12 protein-coding genes are annotated in these 16,656 nt (G+C 67.5%); 4 read left to right on the plus strand and 8 right to left on the minus strand.

The window, feature by feature from the left end; translation table 11 throughout:
• Nucleotides 1–36: 36 nt before the first annotated feature.
• The 5 genes from hutH to QTI51_RS23410 are packed head-to-tail and all read right to left on the minus strand — an operon-like array spanning nucleotide 37 to nucleotide 5,040.
• A complete protein-coding gene (hutH, locus tag QTI51_RS23390) occupies nucleotides 37–1,602 on the minus strand; it encodes a histidine ammonia-lyase (RefSeq protein ID WP_116911625.1) in 1,566 nt (521 codons plus the stop codon).
• Between the two features lie 59 nt (nucleotides 1,603–1,661).
• Nucleotides 1,662–2,399 carry a histidine utilization transcriptional repressor HutC gene (gene hutC, locus QTI51_RS23395; RefSeq protein WP_116911626.1) on the minus strand — a complete coding sequence of 246 codons (738 nt, stop codon included), beginning with the start codon at nucleotides 2,397–2,399 and terminating at the stop codon, nucleotides 1,662–1,664.
• A 7-nt stretch (nucleotides 2,400–2,406) separates the two neighbouring features.
• Nucleotides 2,407–3,210: an ABC transporter ATP-binding protein gene (locus QTI51_RS23400; protein WP_116911627.1), complete on the minus strand. Its 804-nt coding sequence runs from the start codon at nucleotides 3,208–3,210 to the stop codon at nucleotides 2,407–2,409.
• Nucleotides 3,195–4,055 carry an ABC transporter permease gene (locus QTI51_RS23405; protein ID WP_207786767.1) on the minus strand — a complete coding sequence of 287 codons (861 nt, stop codon included), beginning with the start codon at nucleotides 4,053–4,055 and terminating at the stop codon, nucleotides 3,195–3,197. The genes QTI51_RS23400 and QTI51_RS23405 overlap by 16 nt, the downstream gene beginning before the upstream one ends.
• 13 nt (nucleotides 4,056–4,068) lie before the next feature.
• Nucleotides 4,069–5,040, minus strand: a complete 972-nt coding sequence (locus QTI51_RS23410; protein WP_116911628.1) for an ABC transporter substrate-binding protein — start codon at nucleotides 5,038–5,040, stop codon at nucleotides 4,069–4,071.
• 303 nt (nucleotides 5,041–5,343) lie between these two features.
• On the opposite strand from QTI51_RS23410, the gene recQ reads away from it, so the two are divergent.
• Nucleotides 5,344–7,236, plus strand: coding sequence for a DNA helicase RecQ (gene recQ, locus QTI51_RS23415; protein WP_116911629.1), 1,893 nt, complete (start codon nucleotides 5,344–5,346; stop codon nucleotides 7,234–7,236).
• An 87-nt stretch (nucleotides 7,237–7,323) separates the two neighbouring features.
• Here the strand turns inward: recQ and QTI51_RS23420 are convergent, their stop codons facing one another.
• The 3 genes from QTI51_RS23420 to QTI51_RS23430 all read right to left on the minus strand — a co-directional run bounded on the left by QTI51_RS23420 (nucleotide 7,324) and on the right by QTI51_RS23430 (nucleotide 12,811).
• Nucleotides 7,324–8,526, minus strand: coding sequence for a nucleoside hydrolase (locus tag QTI51_RS23420; protein ID WP_116911630.1), 1,203 nt, complete (start codon nucleotides 8,524–8,526; stop codon nucleotides 7,324–7,326).
• Between the two features lie 203 nt (nucleotides 8,527–8,729).
• The gene (locus tag QTI51_RS23425) at nucleotides 8,730–10,364 is read right to left on the minus strand and encodes a S41 family peptidase (RefSeq protein ID WP_286516143.1); all 1,635 of its coding nucleotides are present in this window, start codon (nucleotides 10,362–10,364) and stop codon (nucleotides 8,730–8,732) included.
• Nucleotides 10,365–10,486: 122 nt separating this feature from the next.
• Nucleotides 10,487–12,811 carry an ATP-binding protein gene (locus tag QTI51_RS23430; RefSeq protein ID WP_116911632.1) on the minus strand — a complete coding sequence of 775 codons (2,325 nt, stop codon included), beginning with the start codon at nucleotides 12,809–12,811 and terminating at the stop codon, nucleotides 10,487–10,489.
• 115 nt (nucleotides 12,812–12,926) lie between these two features.
• Here QTI51_RS23430 and QTI51_RS23435 point away from each other — a divergent pair, with 115 nt between their 5' ends.
• The 3 genes from QTI51_RS23435 to QTI51_RS23445 all read left to right on the plus strand — a co-directional run bounded on the left by QTI51_RS23435 (nucleotide 12,927) and on the right by QTI51_RS23445 (nucleotide 16,437).
• Nucleotides 12,927–14,126, plus strand: coding sequence for a threonine ammonia-lyase (locus tag QTI51_RS23435; protein ID WP_207786763.1), 1,200 nt, complete (start codon nucleotides 12,927–12,929; stop codon nucleotides 14,124–14,126).
• Between the two features lie 132 nt (nucleotides 14,127–14,258).
• The gene (locus tag QTI51_RS23440) at nucleotides 14,259–14,411 is read left to right on the plus strand and encodes a hypothetical protein (protein ID WP_165840413.1); all 153 of its coding nucleotides are present in this window, start codon (nucleotides 14,259–14,261) and stop codon (nucleotides 14,409–14,411) included.
• Between the two features lie 154 nt (nucleotides 14,412–14,565).
• Nucleotides 14,566–16,437 (plus strand): phosphoenolpyruvate carboxykinase (GTP), encoded by a 1,872-nt coding sequence (locus tag QTI51_RS23445; RefSeq protein ID WP_116911634.1) that lies wholly within the window; start codon nucleotides 14,566–14,568, stop codon nucleotides 16,435–16,437.
• Nucleotides 16,438–16,656 lie beyond the last annotated feature (219 nt).

Consider the following 16,656-nt stretch of genomic DNA (forward strand, 5'->3'; position numbering starts at 1 on the left):
TAATCGGTGATCGGTGGATCGGTAGCGGGGGATTGCTTAGGCGCGGCTGGGCAGGATGTCGAGCAGCGCGGCAGGCAGCTCGGCCTTCAGTGCCCACTGGCGCATGGCTTCGATGTCGGGCGCGAGGTAGCGGTCGCGCTCGAGAAAGGCGACCTTCTGGCGGATGTTGGCGAACTCGGCCTCGACCAGCGGCGAGCTCTTGAGCCCGCGTTTCAGCTCGATGCCCTGGGCGGCGGCCATCGCCTCGATGCCGACCACCACCGCGGTGTTGTTGACCATGTCGCCCAGGCGGCGGCCCGCGAAGGTGGCCATCGACACATGGTCTTCCTGATTGGCCGACGTGGGCAGGCTGTCGACGCTGGCGGGGTGCGCGAGCGACTTGTTCTCCGACGCGAGCGCGGCCGCCGTGACCTGCGCGATCATGAAGCCGGAGTTCAGCCCGCCGTCGCGCACCAGGAACGGCGGCAGGCCCGACAGGCCCGTGTCCAGCAGCAGCGCGATGCGCCGCTCGGCGATGGCGCCCACCTCGCTGATGGCCAGCGCGATGATGTCGGCCGCGAAGGCGACAGGCTCGGCGTGGAAGTTGCCGCCCGAGATCACCTCGCCGGTGTCGACGAACACCAGCGGGTTGTCCGAAGCGGCATTGGCCTCGATGACCAGCACCCGCGCGGCATGCGCGAGGTTGTCGAGGCAGGCGCCCATCACCTGCGGAATGCAGCGCACCGAGTACGGGTCTTGCACGCGGCCGCAGTCGGCGTGCGAAGGCACGATGTCGCTGCCGTCGAGCAGCGTGCGCACGGCACCCGCCACGGCGATTTGCCCGAGCTGTCCGCGCGCGGCGTGGATGCGTGCGTCGAAGGGCTTGATCGAGCCCTGGATGGCTTCGAGCGACAGCGCGCCCGACATCAGCGAAGAAGCGAACACGTCCTCCGCGCCGAACAGGCCGTGCAGCGCGAGCGCGGTCGATACCTGCGTGCCGTTGAGCAGCGCCAGCCCTTCCTTGGGGCCGAGCACGAAGGGCTCGAGGCCGATGCTGCGCATCGCTTCGGCACCGCCGACCACCGCGCCGTCGGCCAGCGTGGCTTCGCCCTCGCCGATCAGCACGCAGGCCATGTGCGCGAGCGGTGCCAGGTCGCCCGAGGCGCCCACCGAGCCCTTGCACGGAATGCTGGGCACCACGCCCGCGTTGAACAGCGCCAGCAGCGCATCGACCAGCGCGGGCCGCACGCCCGAATGGCCGCGCGCCAGGCTCACGGCCTTGGTGGCGAGCACCATGCGCACCACCGGCGCGGCCAGCGGCTCGCCCGTGCCCACGCTGTGCGACAGCACGAGGTTGCGCTGCAGCTCGGCCAGGTGGTCGTTGCCGATGCGCGTGCTCGCGAGCTTGCCGAAGCCGGTATTGATGCCGTAGACGACCTGGTCGTTCTCCACGATGTGGCGCACGGCGGCTTCGGCGCGCAGCATGCCGTCGCGCACCGAAGGGTCGAGCGACAGCTGCACGCCGCCGGCCTGGATGCGGCGCAGCATCGCCAGGTCGACGTGGCCGGGCGTCAGCGTGAGGGTGCGGGAGGCTTCTGGAGAGGTGGTGTGTGTGCTTGGCATGTGAACCTGTCTATACAAGTAGGGGCGAGAGAAAACAATGCGTCTTCGTGGACAAGAAATCAACCGAAGGTCGGGTTGCCGTCGGCTTTGAAACGGCTGCCCAGGCTGTAGCGCGAGGCCGGGTGCAGGCAGCGCACCCAGGTGACGGGCGTGTTGCGGCTCCAGGTGCGGCGCGTGAGCAGCAGGCAGGGGGCGGTGGGTTCCATGGCGAGGCGCTCGGCCTGCTCGGCGGTGGGCAGCACGGCGTCGACCACGTGCTCGATCTGGTCGAAGGGCACGTTGCGCACCAGGTACTCGCTGGGCGGCATGGCGACGAAGTCTTGCTCGAGGTAGTCGGGCACCACCTGCGGGTTGACGTAGCGCTCTTCGAGCTGCACGGGCGTGCCGTTTTCCAGGTGCAGGCACACGCTGTGGAACACCGAGGCGCCGGCGCGCAGGTCGAGCCAGGCGGCCACGTCGGGCGAGGCGGCGATGCGCTCCACTTCGATCATGTCGCAGCGGTAGTCGTGCCCGCGCTGGCGGATTTCGCTGGCGATGTTGGCGATCTGCAGCAGCGTGGACTGCGGCTTGTTCTCGGCCACGAAGCTGCCCACGCCGGCCACGCGCACGATGCGGCCCTGCTCCACCAGCTCGCGCAACGCGCGGTTCACCGTCATGCGCGCCATGCCGAACTGGGCCACCAGCTCGTGCTCCGACGGCAGGCGGTGCCCGGGCGGCCAGGTGCCGTCCTGGATCTTGCGGGAGATGTGGTCCTTGACTTGCGCGTAGAGGGCCAGGGTGGGCAGGTCGCGTTTCATCGTGCTTTCAGTGCTCCGCCGCCGCCATCGACTCGGCGCGGATCTCTTCCGTGAGCCGCGCCTTGATGTCCATGAACTCGGGCGAGGTCTTGATGGTGTAGCTGCGCGGGTGCGGAAAGTCGACCGCGATCTCGGTCTTGATGCGGCCCGGCCGCGCGCTGAACACCGCCACGCGGTTGGCCATGAAGATGGCCTCGTCGATGTCGTGCGTGACGAACAGCACCGTTTTCTGGGCCGACTCCCAGATGCCCAGCAGCAGCTCCTGCATCAGCACGCGGGTCTGGTTGTCGAGCGCGCCGAAGGGCTCGTCGAGCAGCAGCATCTTGGGGTCGTTGGCCAGCGCGCGGGCGATGGCCGTGCGCTGCTGCATGCCGCCCGAAAGCTGCTTGGGAAAGTGGTTCTCGAAGCCGCGCAGGCCCACCTTGGCGATGAAGAACTCGCTGCGGGCCTTCTGGTCGGCCTCGCTCATGCCGCGCTCGCGCAGGCCGAAGCGGATGTTTTGCGCCACCGTGAGCCACGGGAACAGCGTGTAGCTCTGGAACACCACGCCGCGGTCGGCGCCGGGGCCCTCGATGCGCTGGCCGTCGAGCAGCACCTGGCCGGTGGTCGGAAAGTCGAGCCCCGCCACGATGCGCAACAGCGTCGACTTGCCGCAGCCCGAGGGGCCGAGGATGGTGACGAAGTCGTTCTCCTTCACCTCGAAGTCGATGGGCTGCAGCGCCTGCGTGCGCTGGCCCTTGGCGCCGGTGAACACGCGCGAGACGCCCTGGATGGAAAGCTGGTTCTGCGTCGTCATCAAAGTGCGGCCCATGCAAAGAGGCGGCGGTTGAGCGCCTTGAAAGCGAAGTCGGACAAAAGGCCGATGACACCGATCACGATGATGCCGAAGATGATCTGCCCGGTGTTCAGCAGCGCCTGGCTGTCGGTGATCATGTGGCCGATGCCCGAGGACGAGCCGATGAGCTCGGCCACGATCACATAGGTCCAGGCCCAGCCCAGCACCAGACGCAGCGTTTCGGCGATGCCCGGCGCCGCGCCCGGAATGAGCACCCGCGCCACGATGCCGCGGCTGTTGGCGCCCAGCGTGTAGGCGGCCTCGACCAGGTCGCGGCGCGCGCCGCCCACGGTGACGGCCACCATCAGCACGATCTGGAAGAACGAGCCGATGAAGATCACCAGCAGCTTCTGCATCTCGCCCAGGCCCGCCCACAGGATGAGCAGCGGAATGAAGGCCGAGGCCGGCAGGTAGCGGCAGAACGAGACGAAGGGCTCGAAGAAGGCCTCCACCGTCTTCCACGTGCCCATGGCGATGCCCAGCGGCACCGCGAACACGGCCGCCAGCAGGAAGCCGCCGAACACGCGCCACACGGTCATGCCGATGTCGCCCAGGAAGCCGTACTCGGTGAAGAGCAGCCAGCCCTCCTTCACCATGGTCGGCGGGCTCGCGAGGAAGGTCGGCGGCACGAAGCCGCCGAGCGTGGCGGCTGCCCACACCAGCACGAAGACCACGAAGAACGCGAGCCCCAGCAGCACGCGCGCACGCGTGCCGATGGGCTCCAGCGGCGCCAGGCCGCGCCGGCGCACGGGCTGCGCCAATGGCGCAGCCTGTGCCGGCGCTACCGCCACCGCGCGCACCGCGTTCGATGCCTGCGTCATCTCTGCCATGGCCTTACTTGACGAAGCTCGCGTCGAAGGTCACCGAAAGGTCCTCGGGTGCCTTGCGGATCACGCCGGCTTCCAGAAGGATGGGCGTGGCCTCCTTCATGAAGCTGGTGAGCTCGCCCGAGAAGAACTTCTGGTTGGCCGCCTTGTCCTGCCAGCGCAGGAAGGCCGACGACTTGGCGAACTGCTCGCCGCTCTGCTTCACGGCGGAGCCCATGAGCTCGTTCGACTTCTCGGGCTCGGCCTTGATCATGTCGAGCGCGTCGAAGTACGACTTGGTGAGCGCGGCGGCGGCCTTGGCATTGGCCTTGAGCCAGGTGGGCGCGCAGCCGACGGTGTCCATCACCATGGGGTAGTCGAGCGTGGTGGCCAGGATCTTGCCGGCCGCGGGGTTGGCGCGCACGGTCGACAGGTACGGCTCGTAGGTCATGGCGGCGTCGTTCTGGCCGGCCACGAAGGCCTGGGCCGAGGCCTGCGGCGACAGCGTGGTGGTCTTCACGTCCTTCAGCGTCATGCCGTTCTTGCTGAGCATCCAGGCCAGCCCGAAATAGGGGGCGGTGCCGGGCGCGTCCACGCCGATGGTCTTGCCCTTGAGGTCGGAGAACTTGGCCACGTCGCCGCGCACCGCGAGGCCGTCGGCGCCGTAGGACTTGTCCATCTGGAAGATCTGCACGATGGGCACGCCGTTGGCGTTCCAGGCCACGTGCGTTTCCACCGTGGTGGCCGCGCACTGGATGGCGCCGGAGGCCAGCGCCAGGTGGCGGTCCTTCTGCGGGATCATCTTGAGTTCGACGTCGAGCCCGTTCTTCTTGAAGATGCCGGCCTTGTCGGCCAGCGAGAGCGGCGCGAAGCCGGTCCAGCCGGACATGCCGAGCGCAATCTTCGTTTCCTGGGCGGCGGCCGTTTGGGCCATGCCCGCTGCACATGCACCTGCTGCCAGCAGCGAAGCGACTTTCACAACTACCGTCGTCTTGACCATGGGTACTCCTGGTTCCGTTTCTTGAGAGATGGCTCGGCGATGCGCCCGGGGCCGGGCTGCACGCGCCTCGCATTGTTGCCAAGCGCCCCAACTTGTATATACAGGATAACCCGAAAGGTCTTTTTTGGTGCATCGCTGAGGGAAATGCACCGGTTTGCTGTCTAGACAAGAAAGGCTGCGGGACGGGAGTGACTATTGCAAACCTCGTGCCACAGTCATTTCCGTGCTGCTGGGGGACAATCGGCGGCCCCCGCCTTCACCGCCCTTTCGCCATTCGGCCTCCTGGCCTTCCCCACGTTGCCTGTGTCCTCTCTCGCTCCCCGCCCCATCGACGCCTCCGGCAGCAGCGCTCCCGCCGACATCCTCCACGAGGTCTTCGGCTATTCGCAGTTCCGCGGGGCCCAGCAGGACATCGTCGACCACGTGGTGGGCGGCGGCGACGCGCTGGTGCTGATGCCCACGGGCGGCGGCAAGTCGCTGTGCTACCAGATCCCGGCCATCGCGCGGCAGCGCGCGGGGCGCGGCGTGTCGATCGTGGTGTCGCCGCTGATCGCGCTGATGCACGACCAGGTGGGCGCGCTGCACGAAGCCGGCGTGAACGCGGCCTTTCTCAATTCCACGCTCGACTGGGAACAGACGCAGGACGTGGAGCGCCGCATGCTGCGCGGCGAGATCACGCTGCTGTACGCGGCGCCCGAGCGCGTGAACACACCGCGCTTTCTGTCGCAGCTCGATTCGCTGAAGGAGCGCGGCAAGCTCTCGCTCTTCGCCATCGACGAGGCGCATTGCGTGAGCCAGTGGGGCCACGACTTTCGTCCTGAGTACCGCGCGCTCACGGTGCTGCACGAGCGCTACGCGGGCGTGCCGCGCATCGCGCTCACGGCCACGGCCGACGCGCTCACGCGGGCCGACATCGTCGAGCGGCTGCAGCTCGAGGAGGCGCGCCAGTTCGTCTCCAGCTTCGACCGGCCGAACATCCGCTACACCATCGTCGAGAAGAAAGACGCCACCACGCAGCTGCTGCGCTTCATCGAGCGCGAGCACGAAGGCGACGCGGGCGTGGTGTATTGCCAGTCGCGCAAGCGGGTGGAAGACCTGGCGAGCACGCTGCGCGACGCGGGCGTGAACGCGCTGCCGTACCACGCGGGCCTGGACGCCGCGGTGCGCCAGAAGCACCAGGACCGCTTCCTGCGCGAGGAAGGCATCGTGATGGTCGCGACCATCGCCTTCGGCATGGGCATCGACAAGCCCGACGTGCGCTTTGTCGGCCACCTGGACATGCCCAAGAACATCGAAGGCTACTACCAGGAAACCGGCCGCGCCGGCCGCGACGGCGGCCCCGCCGACGCCTGGATGGCCTACGGCCTGAACGACGTGGTGAACCAGCGCCGCATGATCGACGAGAGCCCCGCCGGCGAAGAATTCAAGCAGGTGATGCGCGGCAAGCTCGACGCCCTGCTCTCGCTGGCCGAGGCCAGCGACTGCCGGCGCGTGCGGCTGCTGGGCTACTTCGGCGAGCAGAGCACGCCCTGCGGCAACTGCGACAACTGCCTGAACCCGCCGCAGGTGTGGGACGGCACCGATGCCGCGCGCAAGCTGCTGAGCACCATCTACCGCGTGCAGCAGCTGAGCGGCATCAGCTTCGGCGCGGGGCACATCATGGACATCCTGCGCGGCAAGTCGACCGAGAAGGTGAAGCAGTTCGGCCACGAGCGCGTGAGCACCTTCGGCATTGGCGCGGAGTTCAGCGAGGTGGCGCTGCGCGGCGTGCTGCGCCAGCTGATCGCCACCGGCGCGCTGGCGGTGGACGCGGAAGCGTTCAACACGCTGAAGCTCACCGAGGGCTCGCGCGCGGTGCTCAAGGGCGAGGCCGTGGTGTCGCTGCGCGAGTCGGTCTCGTCGCCAGCGGAGCGCAAGCCCCGGCGCGAGAAGGTGGCCAAGGGCGCGCCGTCGCCGGCCGCCGCCTCGCTGGACGACACCGGCAAGAAGCGCTTCGAGGCGCTGAAGGCCTGGCGCGCCGAGGTGGCCAAGGAGCACAACCTGCCGGCCTACGTGATCTTCCACGACGCCACGCTGGCCGCCATTGCCGAGCGCGCGCCGGCGACGCTCGAAGACCTGCAAGGCATCAGCGGCATCGGCACCAAGAAGCTGGAGGCCTACGGGTCCGAAGTGCTGCGGGTGTGCGAGGCCTTCTGAGCCGAAGGCCCGGCTCACCTGCGAGCCTGCTCTCACCTGCGAGCCTGCTCTCACCTGCGAGCCTGCTCTCACCTGCGAGCCTGCGGCTCAGTTCGCCGCCGGCAGCACGACCGGCACCGGCCGCGTGAGCAGGTCGACGTACAGGTCGAAGAAGCGCGCGTTGTCGAACCTCTGCACCACCGTCATCTTCTGCAGCGTGGGGCCGGCGGGCTGCTCGCTGTAGCCGATGGAGCGGCCGTTGTCGGGCGCACCGGGCTTGGCGACCACGTCGACGTAGCGCTGCGCGGTCTGCGTGGCGTAGCTCGGGTCGATGAGGTAGGCGAGCGTCAGCGTGTCCCAGATGTTCTGCGTGTAGCTGGCGTTGGTCTCGAAGCCGTTCTTGCCGTCGAAGCCATAGCCGTTGAGCTTCTGGAACACGTCGGTCACGGCCGTGGGCTTGGCCGGGTGGGCGATGCGGTCGTACACCGGCTTGGTGAGGAACACGGTGTCGGTCACGTCCAGCGGCACCACCACCTGCGGAATGGGCAGGCGCACCACGAACTGCGCGGCGTCGGGGTCGAACCACCAGTTGAACTCGGCCGCCTTGGTGGTGTTGCCCGGCACGTCGACGGCGCCGCCCATGTAGATGATCTTCTTGATGAGCGGGACGATCTCGGGGTTCTGCTTCACGGCCAGCGCGATGTTGGTGAGCGGGCCGATGGCCAGGATGGTCACTTCGCCGGGGTTGGCCTTCACGGTGTCGACGATGAAGTCGACCGCGCTCTTGCGCTGTACCACGGTGTGCCTGGCGAAGCCGTCGGGCGAGGGCTTCAGGTCGGCGTCGGTCTTGGGCTCGGGGCCGCCCCAGGCGCCCAGGTAGCCGTCGCCACCCGCGCCGGCGGCCATCTCGGCGTCGACGTCGGCCAGCGTGTGGTTGAGCGCGTAGTTCGCTCCCACGTACACGCCGATGCGGTCGCCCACGCCGAGCCGCTCCACCGACATCAGCGCGTCGGCCACGCCCTGCCGGAGCCACTGGTTGCCCGAGACCACGCTGATGCCCATGACCTGCACCTTGCCGTCGGCCTGCAGCTGCGCGGCCATGACGCCGAGCTGGCCGTCGTCGCTCATGGTGTTGTAGTCGCTGTCGATGATGATCTTCTGGGCCGTGCCGCCCGAGGAACCGGGCTGTCCGCCGAAGCCCGGGCCGAGGCCGATGCCTCCGGCCCCTGCGCCTCCCCCGTTGCCGCCACCGCCGCAACCTGCCAGCACCGTGCTGACGACGACCAAGGTCGCCACAAGCCATTTGCGCATCTGCTTCTCCTGGAGCTAAGAGTTAGGTTCTCAGTGCTGCTTCACTCGACAGCAATGAAATACAAACGTTTGCGCAAAGCTTTGCGCAAACGTTTCACAAACTCTACGGCGCTTGCCACGGGAGTGGCAAGCGCCGTGGCCTAGGGGTTTTCCGCGGGACGCCGCCTGCCGCGCGGGGAAAGCGCGGCAGGGGTTCGAGGGCTTCAGCCCGGGTTCGACAGGGTGTCGATCAGGCGGTTCTCGCGCAGCGGCGAGCGGTCGAGCAGGTAGGGCTGCTCGGCCTGGGGCGCGGGCTGCGACTTGTCGAGCGCCGCACCGGCCAGGGTCTTGCTCGAGCTGGGCGCCGGGCACGCGCCCGCGCTGCGCAGGTTGAGCGCGGCGGCCAGGCGGGCCTCGGCGGGGTCGCCCAGCTGGTGGCCGAAGTCGTCGGCCACGGTGCAGTTGGCGTCGGGTGCGAAGCCGTCGCTGTAGTCGCCGTAGCCCTGCTGGTTGGCGCCCTTGAACTGGATCGCGAAGTAGGTGGTGCCGCAATTGTCCTGCGGAATGAAGCCGTAGGGCTTGCCGCAGGTGGTACCGCCCACCAGGTTGACTGCCACGCCCACGCCGCGCAGGCTGTTGATGACCGACTCGCTGGCCGAGCAGGTGTCGGGGCCGGTGAGCACCGTCACGCGCGACAGGCCGAGCGTGGGCAGCGGCTGGCCGCTGTTGCTGGTGCCGAGAAAGGGCGTGAGGGTTTGCGCCGCCGTCTGGCGGAACGGGTTCTTGTCGTTATAGACCAGCTGCTCGAAGGTCTTGCCGGCAGTGACCGCGGGCGACGAGATCATGTACGCCAGCCGGCTCGCGATGGCGAGCTGGCCGCCGCCGTTGTAGCGCATGTCGAGCACCAGGTCCTTGATGGCGGCGCCCTTGAAGGTGTTCACCGCGCTGATGAGCAAGGGCTCCGAGGTCGTGATGTGGTCGTTGAACAGCAGGTAACCCACGTTGGCGCCGGCCGGGTCGATGACCTTCACGTTCTGCACCGGCGTGCTGGTGATCTTCTGCGCGGTGAGTTGCACGGTCGACTGCGTGCCGTTCATGTCGAAGGTGAAGCTGTGCGATTCGCCCAGGGCCTTCGGCGAAAGGGCGCCGTTGATCACGTTCACGTTGGCGGTGCCCGTGGCGCTGACGACGTTGACGCCGTCGATGGTGAGGATCTTCGCGCCGCGCTGGATGCCCGCGTTTGCGGCAGGCGAGTTCGGCTCGACCAGCGCGATACGGATGTCGCGCGGCGGCGAGCTGCGCACCGACGCCGTCTCCATGCCATAGCCGGCCGACACGCCGCCCAGGTTGAGCTGGCGGTACACCTCGGTGTCGTAGGTGAAGTGGAAGCGGTCCTTGGCGCGGCCGGAGCTGGTGGTGGCCGGCGTCTTCAGCACGTTGAACCAGGCCACCGGGGTGGCGTAGTCGGCCGCCTTCAGGGTGGCGGGCACTTCGCTGTACCAGAGGTAGGTTTCGTCGATCCAGCCGCGCACCCAGCTCTTTTCGGTGTCGAGCGAGCCGGCGGTGTCGGGGTAGGCGCGGTTGGTGGCGGGGTTGATGCCGGTGCGCGGCGCGGCGCACTGTGCGGCCACGGTGGCCGACGCCACGATGCCGGAGCCGCCTGTGTTGTTGTCGCCCGCGGCGGGCGGCGGGGTCACGCCGGGGAGCAGGCCGATCGGCAAGCCGCCGCCGCCTCCTCCCCCACCGCCGCCCCCGCAGCCCGCCAGCAGGCAGGTCGCGGCGAGCGCGGCGAAAGCTGCGCCCGAGGCCCAGGCACCCGCACGCGGCAACCGCCGCGCGTCGTTCTTGCGAAAACCCATGTGCTCCTCCTGATGTCCACGGTGGCGGACGGATGTTTCGCAGCGTGCAACGGCCTTGCCCGCGCTGCGCTCCCCCGGGCATCCCGCCCGGCGCTGTGCTCTTCTTCTCTTGTGCTCTGCGGCTACTGCACGAAGCCCATGCCGCGCGACTCGCGCACTTCGGGCTTGATGCGGTGCTCGGCCTCGAGCTGGTCCATGAACTCGGCGGCCGAGAACTCGGTGGCCAGGATATCGGTCTGCCGCTTCACGGCCGCGAAATCCCCCGGGCACAGCTGGGTCAGCTGCGCGAGCCGGGTGCGCAGCGCGCCGGCCATCAGCGCCGCGTCGCCGGCCAGCGCCTCGGTGACGAACATGTGCTCGCGCTGCGCCGCGGTGAGCGGCATGAACTTGATCTTGAAGGTGAAGCGCCGAAGCGCCGCCTGGTCGAGCCGGTCGAGCAGGTTGGTGGTGCACACGAAGATGCCGTTGAAGCGCTCCATGCCCTGCAGCATCTCGTTGACCTCGGTGACCTCGTAGGTGCGCTGCGCGCCGCGCCGGTCCTGCAGGAAGCTGTCGGCCTCGTCGAGCAGCAGCACCGCCTTCTCGTTCTCGGCCTCGCGGAACATGGCGGCCATGTTCTGCTCGGTCTCGCCCACGTACTTGCTCATGAGGTCGCTGGCCTGCTTGACGATGAGCGGCCGGCCGATGGCCTTGGCGATGTGCTCGGCCAGCGCGGTCTTGCCGGTGCCGGGCGCGCCGTAGAAGCACAGCGTGCCGTGGCCGCGCGCCTTCAGCGCCTCCACGATGCGCGGGAGCTCGAAGCGGGTCTCCACGTTGAGCATGTCGAGGTCGTAGGTGGTCACGCTGCGGCGCTCGCCGCGGCCGGTGTCCAGCGTGCCCAGCGCCAGGTCGGCGTTACGCAGCTGGCGCTCGATGAGGGCCTCGACCGAAGCATCGTCGGTGCGCGCCAGTCCGGCGAAGCGCACCGCGGTGCGGATCTGCGCGGGCGTGAGGCCCTTGCGCTCGGCCAGCTTGGCGGTGAAGGCCTCGGACACGACCACGCCTTCGAGCGTCTTCTTCACGAGCTGCTCGCGCGCGCCGGGGGGCGGCGACTTCAGCTCCAGGTGGTACGCAAAGCGGCGGCGGAAAGCAGGGTCGATCTGCTCGATGCGGTTGGTGACCCACAGCGTGGGCACGGGGTTGGCCTCGAGGATCTGGTTGACCCAGGCCTTGCCGCTCACGCTGCCGCTGGTGGGCGCGGGAATCTGCTCGGCGCGCGCCATGAACTGCGCGGCCTCGGTGCTGATAGGGGGGAACACGTCCTCGACCTCGTCGAACAGCAACGCGGCCTGCGCGCTGCCCTTGAGGAACACCTGCGCGATCTGCAGCGAGCGGTAGCGGTCGCGCCCGCTCAGCGAATTGCCGTCGCGGTCGGCGTACTCGACCTCGAAGAGTTCCAGCCCCGCGGCCTGCGCCACGACCTTCGCGAGCTCGGTCTTGCCGGTGCCCGGCGGGCCGTACAGCAGCACGTTGACTCCCGGCTCCTTGCGCGCGACCGCCGCGCGCAGCAAGGTGACGAGCATCTGCGCGTCTTCCTGCACGAACGAGAAGTCGTGCGGCGTGAGCGCGCTCTTGGCCGAGGGCCGCGTGAACACGGCCATCAGCTCGTTGTGGTCGCGGTACTCGCGCATGAGCACCGGCGGCAGCTTCTCGCTGACCTTCATGAGGTCGGCAAGGTCGGTGATGTTGTGCTCGGAGATGAGATTCTCGACCAGGCCGATGCGCTCCAGCCGCGAGCCCGCGCGCAGCGCCTCGCCCACTTCGCTCGCGTTCACGCCGGCGATGTCGGCGATGGCCGCGTAGGCCTCGGGGGCGTTGTTGACCTTGAACTCGACCAGCAGCGAACGCAGGTCGCGCTGGTAGCGCGCGAGCGTGCCGTACAGGAGCAGCGCGCGCTCGGCCTTGTTCAGTTGCAGCAGGCCGGCGAGCGCCTCGATGTTCTTCTCGACCAGCGTCGACTGCTTGCGCAATGCATGCGTGAGCCAGTCGCGCGTGACGGCCAGCACCGAGAGCAGATCCTTCGGCTGGTCCTTGGCGTATTCGTCGAGGTAGAAGAAGAGCGTGCCCTCCTCATACGGGCCGCGCCACACGCCGTGGCGCTCCAGCAGCGTGCGGCCGTCGAAGTTCTCGACGCCCTTCCACGCTTCGTTGCCGGCGCACCGCCGGCCGAGGAATTCGCGCAGCCGCTGCAGCACTGCCGCGGGCCACACCAGGTGCCGGCCGGTGAGAGAGAGCAGGCCGTTGATGTCGCGCCGCACATTGAAGCGCGGCCCCTGCTTGGCCGCGAGCGTGAGCACGAAGTGCGAGCACATGAGCTCCAGCACCGGTGCTTCCTTGAGGCCGGGCGACGGCAATGCCTGCCCGCGTACCGCAGCAGCCACCACATCGACACCCGCACGCTTGGCCATCAGGCAACCTCCAACGAGGAAAATCTCGGAGAGACCATAACGCAGACTTTTGGCTTCGGGAAGACTCGCAAACGGTAAAAACCCTGATGGTGCGATTCCAGCCACAATGCGCGCCATGGTCGGAATCGATGAAATACAGCGCGCCGCGGCGCGCCTGCAAGGTCAGGTGCTCAACACGCCGTGCGTGGAATCGCGCACCCTGTCGGAGATCGTCGGAGCCCAGGTGTTCCTGAAATTCGAGAACCTGCAGTTCACATCCTCGTTCAAGGAACGGGGTGCGTGCAACAAGCTGGTCGATCTTTCCGAGAACGGTACACGCGGAGTGATCGCCATGTCTGCGGGCAACCATGCCCAGGGTGTGGCCTATCACGCGCAACGCCTCGGCCTGCGCGCGCTGATCGTCATGCCGCGCTTCACGCCCGGCGTGAAGATCGAACGCACGAGGGGCTTCGGCGCCGAGGTGGTGCTGCACGGCGACTCGCTCGATGCCGCACGCGCGCACGCCCTGGAGCTTGCGCAGCGCGAGGGCCTGACCTTCGTGCACCCCTACGACGACGAAGCCATCATCGCGGGCCAGGGCACGGTGGCGCTGGAAATGCTCGACGCGGTGCCCGACCTCGACACGCTGGTGGTGGCGGTCGGCGGCGGCGGGCTCATCGCGGGCATGGCGGTGGCGGCGCGCGAGCGCAGGCCCGACATCGAGATCGTCGGCGTGCAGACCACGCGCTTCCCGGCCATGGTGAACGCTGTGAAGGGCACGCACCACGTGCAGGGCAAGAGCACGATCGCCGAAGGCATCGCGGTCGGAACGCCCGGCGTGCTGACGCAGGCCATCATCGCGAGCAAGGTCGACGACCTGCTGCTGGTGGACGAAGGCGACATCGAGCAAGGCGTGCTGATGCTGCTCGAAATCGAGAAGACGCTGGTCGAGGGCGCCGGCGCGGCCGGGCTCGCGGCGCTGATACGGCACCCGGAGCGCTTCAAGGGCAAGCGCGTGGGGCTGGTGCTGTCGGGCGGCAACATCGATCCGCTGCTGCTCGCGGCCATCATCGAGCGCGGCATGGTGCGCGCCGGCCGGCTGGCCCGCGTGCGCGTGAGCGCGCGCGACGTGCCGGGCTCGCTGGCCCAGATCACCGCGACCGTGGCCGAAGCGGGCGCTAACGTCGACGAGGTGCACCACCAGCGCGCCTTCACCATGCTGGCGGCGCAGAACGTCGACATCGAGCTGGTGCTGCAGACCCGCGGACGGGCGCACCTGGCCAGCGTGCTGGTCGCACTGAAGGATGCGGGCTTCGAGGCGGAAGAGCAGCACTGAGCTGCGAACACCGGCATGCGTGGGTAGTGGGCTAACCCGATCGGGGGGCTCGCAACCCCCTAGACCGGTCGGAGGCTACCCGCCGGTAAAATGGCCCGAGTCTGTCAATTTGTGTATTCGAGGTACTTCCCGATGTCCAACCCCACACCCGTCGAACCGAGCCACGGCGCTGCCGTCGAAAAAGACGCCGTCGAGTCGGTCGTTCACCTGATGCCCATCGTGCTGCCCCTGGCGGGCGGCGTGCTGATGCTGCTGCTGGCATCCATCGCGGTCTACATGGCCTGACGCTGACAGGCATTGGCGATCTTGTCCGCGGGCAGTGCAGCCCGCGTTGACGCAGTCTCCCCAAGGCGAAACGTTTTCTCAAACGGACCTCCATGCCGCCGCAGGCATGGCGCCCCGTTCGGAAAGACGATTTTTCAACTTAGGAGATTTTCCGATGAACGCACCCACGATGCAGGGCCTCACCATTCAGGCGCCCTCATACGTCAAGAACGCGAAACTGATCGCCTGGGTGGCCGACATGGCCGCACTGTGCAAGCCCGAAGCCATTCACTGGTGCGACGGCAGCAAGGAAGAATACGACCGCCTCTGCCAGCAGCTGGTGGACGCCGGAACGTTCAAGAAGCTCAACCCGGCCAAGCGCCCCAATTCGTTCCTGGCGGTGTCCGATCCGACCGACGTGGCACGCGTTGAAGACCGAACCTTCATCTGCTCGCAGCAGAAGGAAAACGCGGGCCCAACCAACAACTGGATGGCACCGGCCGAAATGCGCGCCACGCTGCAGCCGCTGTTCGACGGCTGCATGAAGGGCCGCACCATGTATGTCGTGCCGTTCAGCATGGGCCCGCTGGGCTCGCCCATCGCGCACATCGGCATCGAGCTGTCGGACTCGCCCTATGTGGCGGTCAACATGCGCATCATGACGCGCATGGGCAAGGCCGTGTACGAGGTGCTGGGCGCCGACGGCGACTTCGTGCCCTGCGTGCATACCGTGGGCGCGCCGCTGGAAGCCGGGCAGAAGGACGTGTCCTGGCCCTGCAACAAGACCAAGTACATCGTTCACTACCCCGAGACGCGCGAGATCTGGAGCTACGGTTCGGGCTACGGCGGCAACGCGCTGCTGGGCAAGAAGTGCTTCGCGCTGCGCATCGCCTCGAACATGGGCCGCGACGAAGGCTGGCTGGCCGAGCACATGCTCATCCTGGGCGTGACGAATCCCGAAGGCAAGAAATACCACGTGGCTGCGGCGTTCCCGAGCGCCTGCGGCAAGACCAACTTCTCGATGCTGGTGCCGCCGGCAGGCTTCGAGGGCTGGAAGGTAACGACCATCGGCGACGACATCGCCTGGATCAAGCCGCAAGCCGATGGCTCGCTGCGCGCGATCAACCCCGAGGCCGGCTACTTCGGCGTGGCCCCGGGCACCAACATGCTGACCAACCCGAACTGCATGCGCAGCCTGGACGACGGCGTGATCTTCACCAACGTCGCGCTGACGGACGACGGCGACGTGTGGTGGGAAGGCATGGAGCAAGACGCACCGGGCAAGGCGCTGCCGGCGCACCTGATCGACTGGCAAGGCAAGGACTGGACGCCGCAGATCGCCAAGGAAACCGGCGCGAAGGCCGCGCACCCGAACGCACGCTTTACCGTGGCCGCGACCAACAACCCGGCGCTCGACGAGGCCTGGGACGATCCGAAGGGCGTGTCGATCGACGCCTTCATCTTCGGGGGCCGCCGCTCGACGACCGTGCCGCTGGTGACCGAAGCACGCAACTGGGTCGAAGGCGTCTACATGGCGGCGACCATGGGTTCGGAGACCACCGCAGCAGCGGCCGGCCAACAAGGCGTGGTGCGCCGCGACCCGTTCGCCATGCTGCCGTTCATGGGCTACAACATGAGCGACTACTTCCAGCACTGGCTCGACCTGGGCAAGAAGCTCGAGGCATCGGGTGCCAAGCTGCCGAAGATCTACACGACCAACTGGTTCCGCAAAGGCGCCGACGGCAAGTTCGTCTGGCCTGGTTATGGCGAGAACATGCGTGTGCTGAAGTGGATGATCGACCGCGTCGAAGGCAACCAGACGGAAGGAATCGAGCACATTACCGGCGTGAGCCCGCGTTATGAGGACCTGAATTGGACGGGTCTGAATTTTAGCGCGGAACAATTCGCGACGGTGACCAGCATCGACAAGGCGGCATGGGAAGCCGAGTTGAAGCTGCATGAAGAGCTGTTCAAGCAGCTGGAACATCACCTACCGAAGGAATTGCCGGAGACGAAGGCTGCGATTGAGCAGCGCCTAGCGGCCTGATATTCAGCTGTTCTAAATAGCAAAAAGCCCGGAGGTTGATCCTTCCGGGCTTTTTTATTGCCTGAGTGCTTTGCGAGTTCGATTGCGAATTTGCTTTAGTTATCTGTTGCGCAAAGCAAAAAACCCCAGTCAATTCTGACTGGGGTTTTCTGGGCTGTAAGAGCCTGACGATGACCTACTTTCACACGGGAACCCGCACTATCATCGGCGCTGAGTCGT

The sequence above is a fragment of the Variovorax sp. J22G73 genome (genome assembly GCF_030317035.1).
Classification (GTDB): domain Bacteria; phylum Pseudomonadota; class Gammaproteobacteria; order Burkholderiales; family Burkholderiaceae_C; genus Variovorax.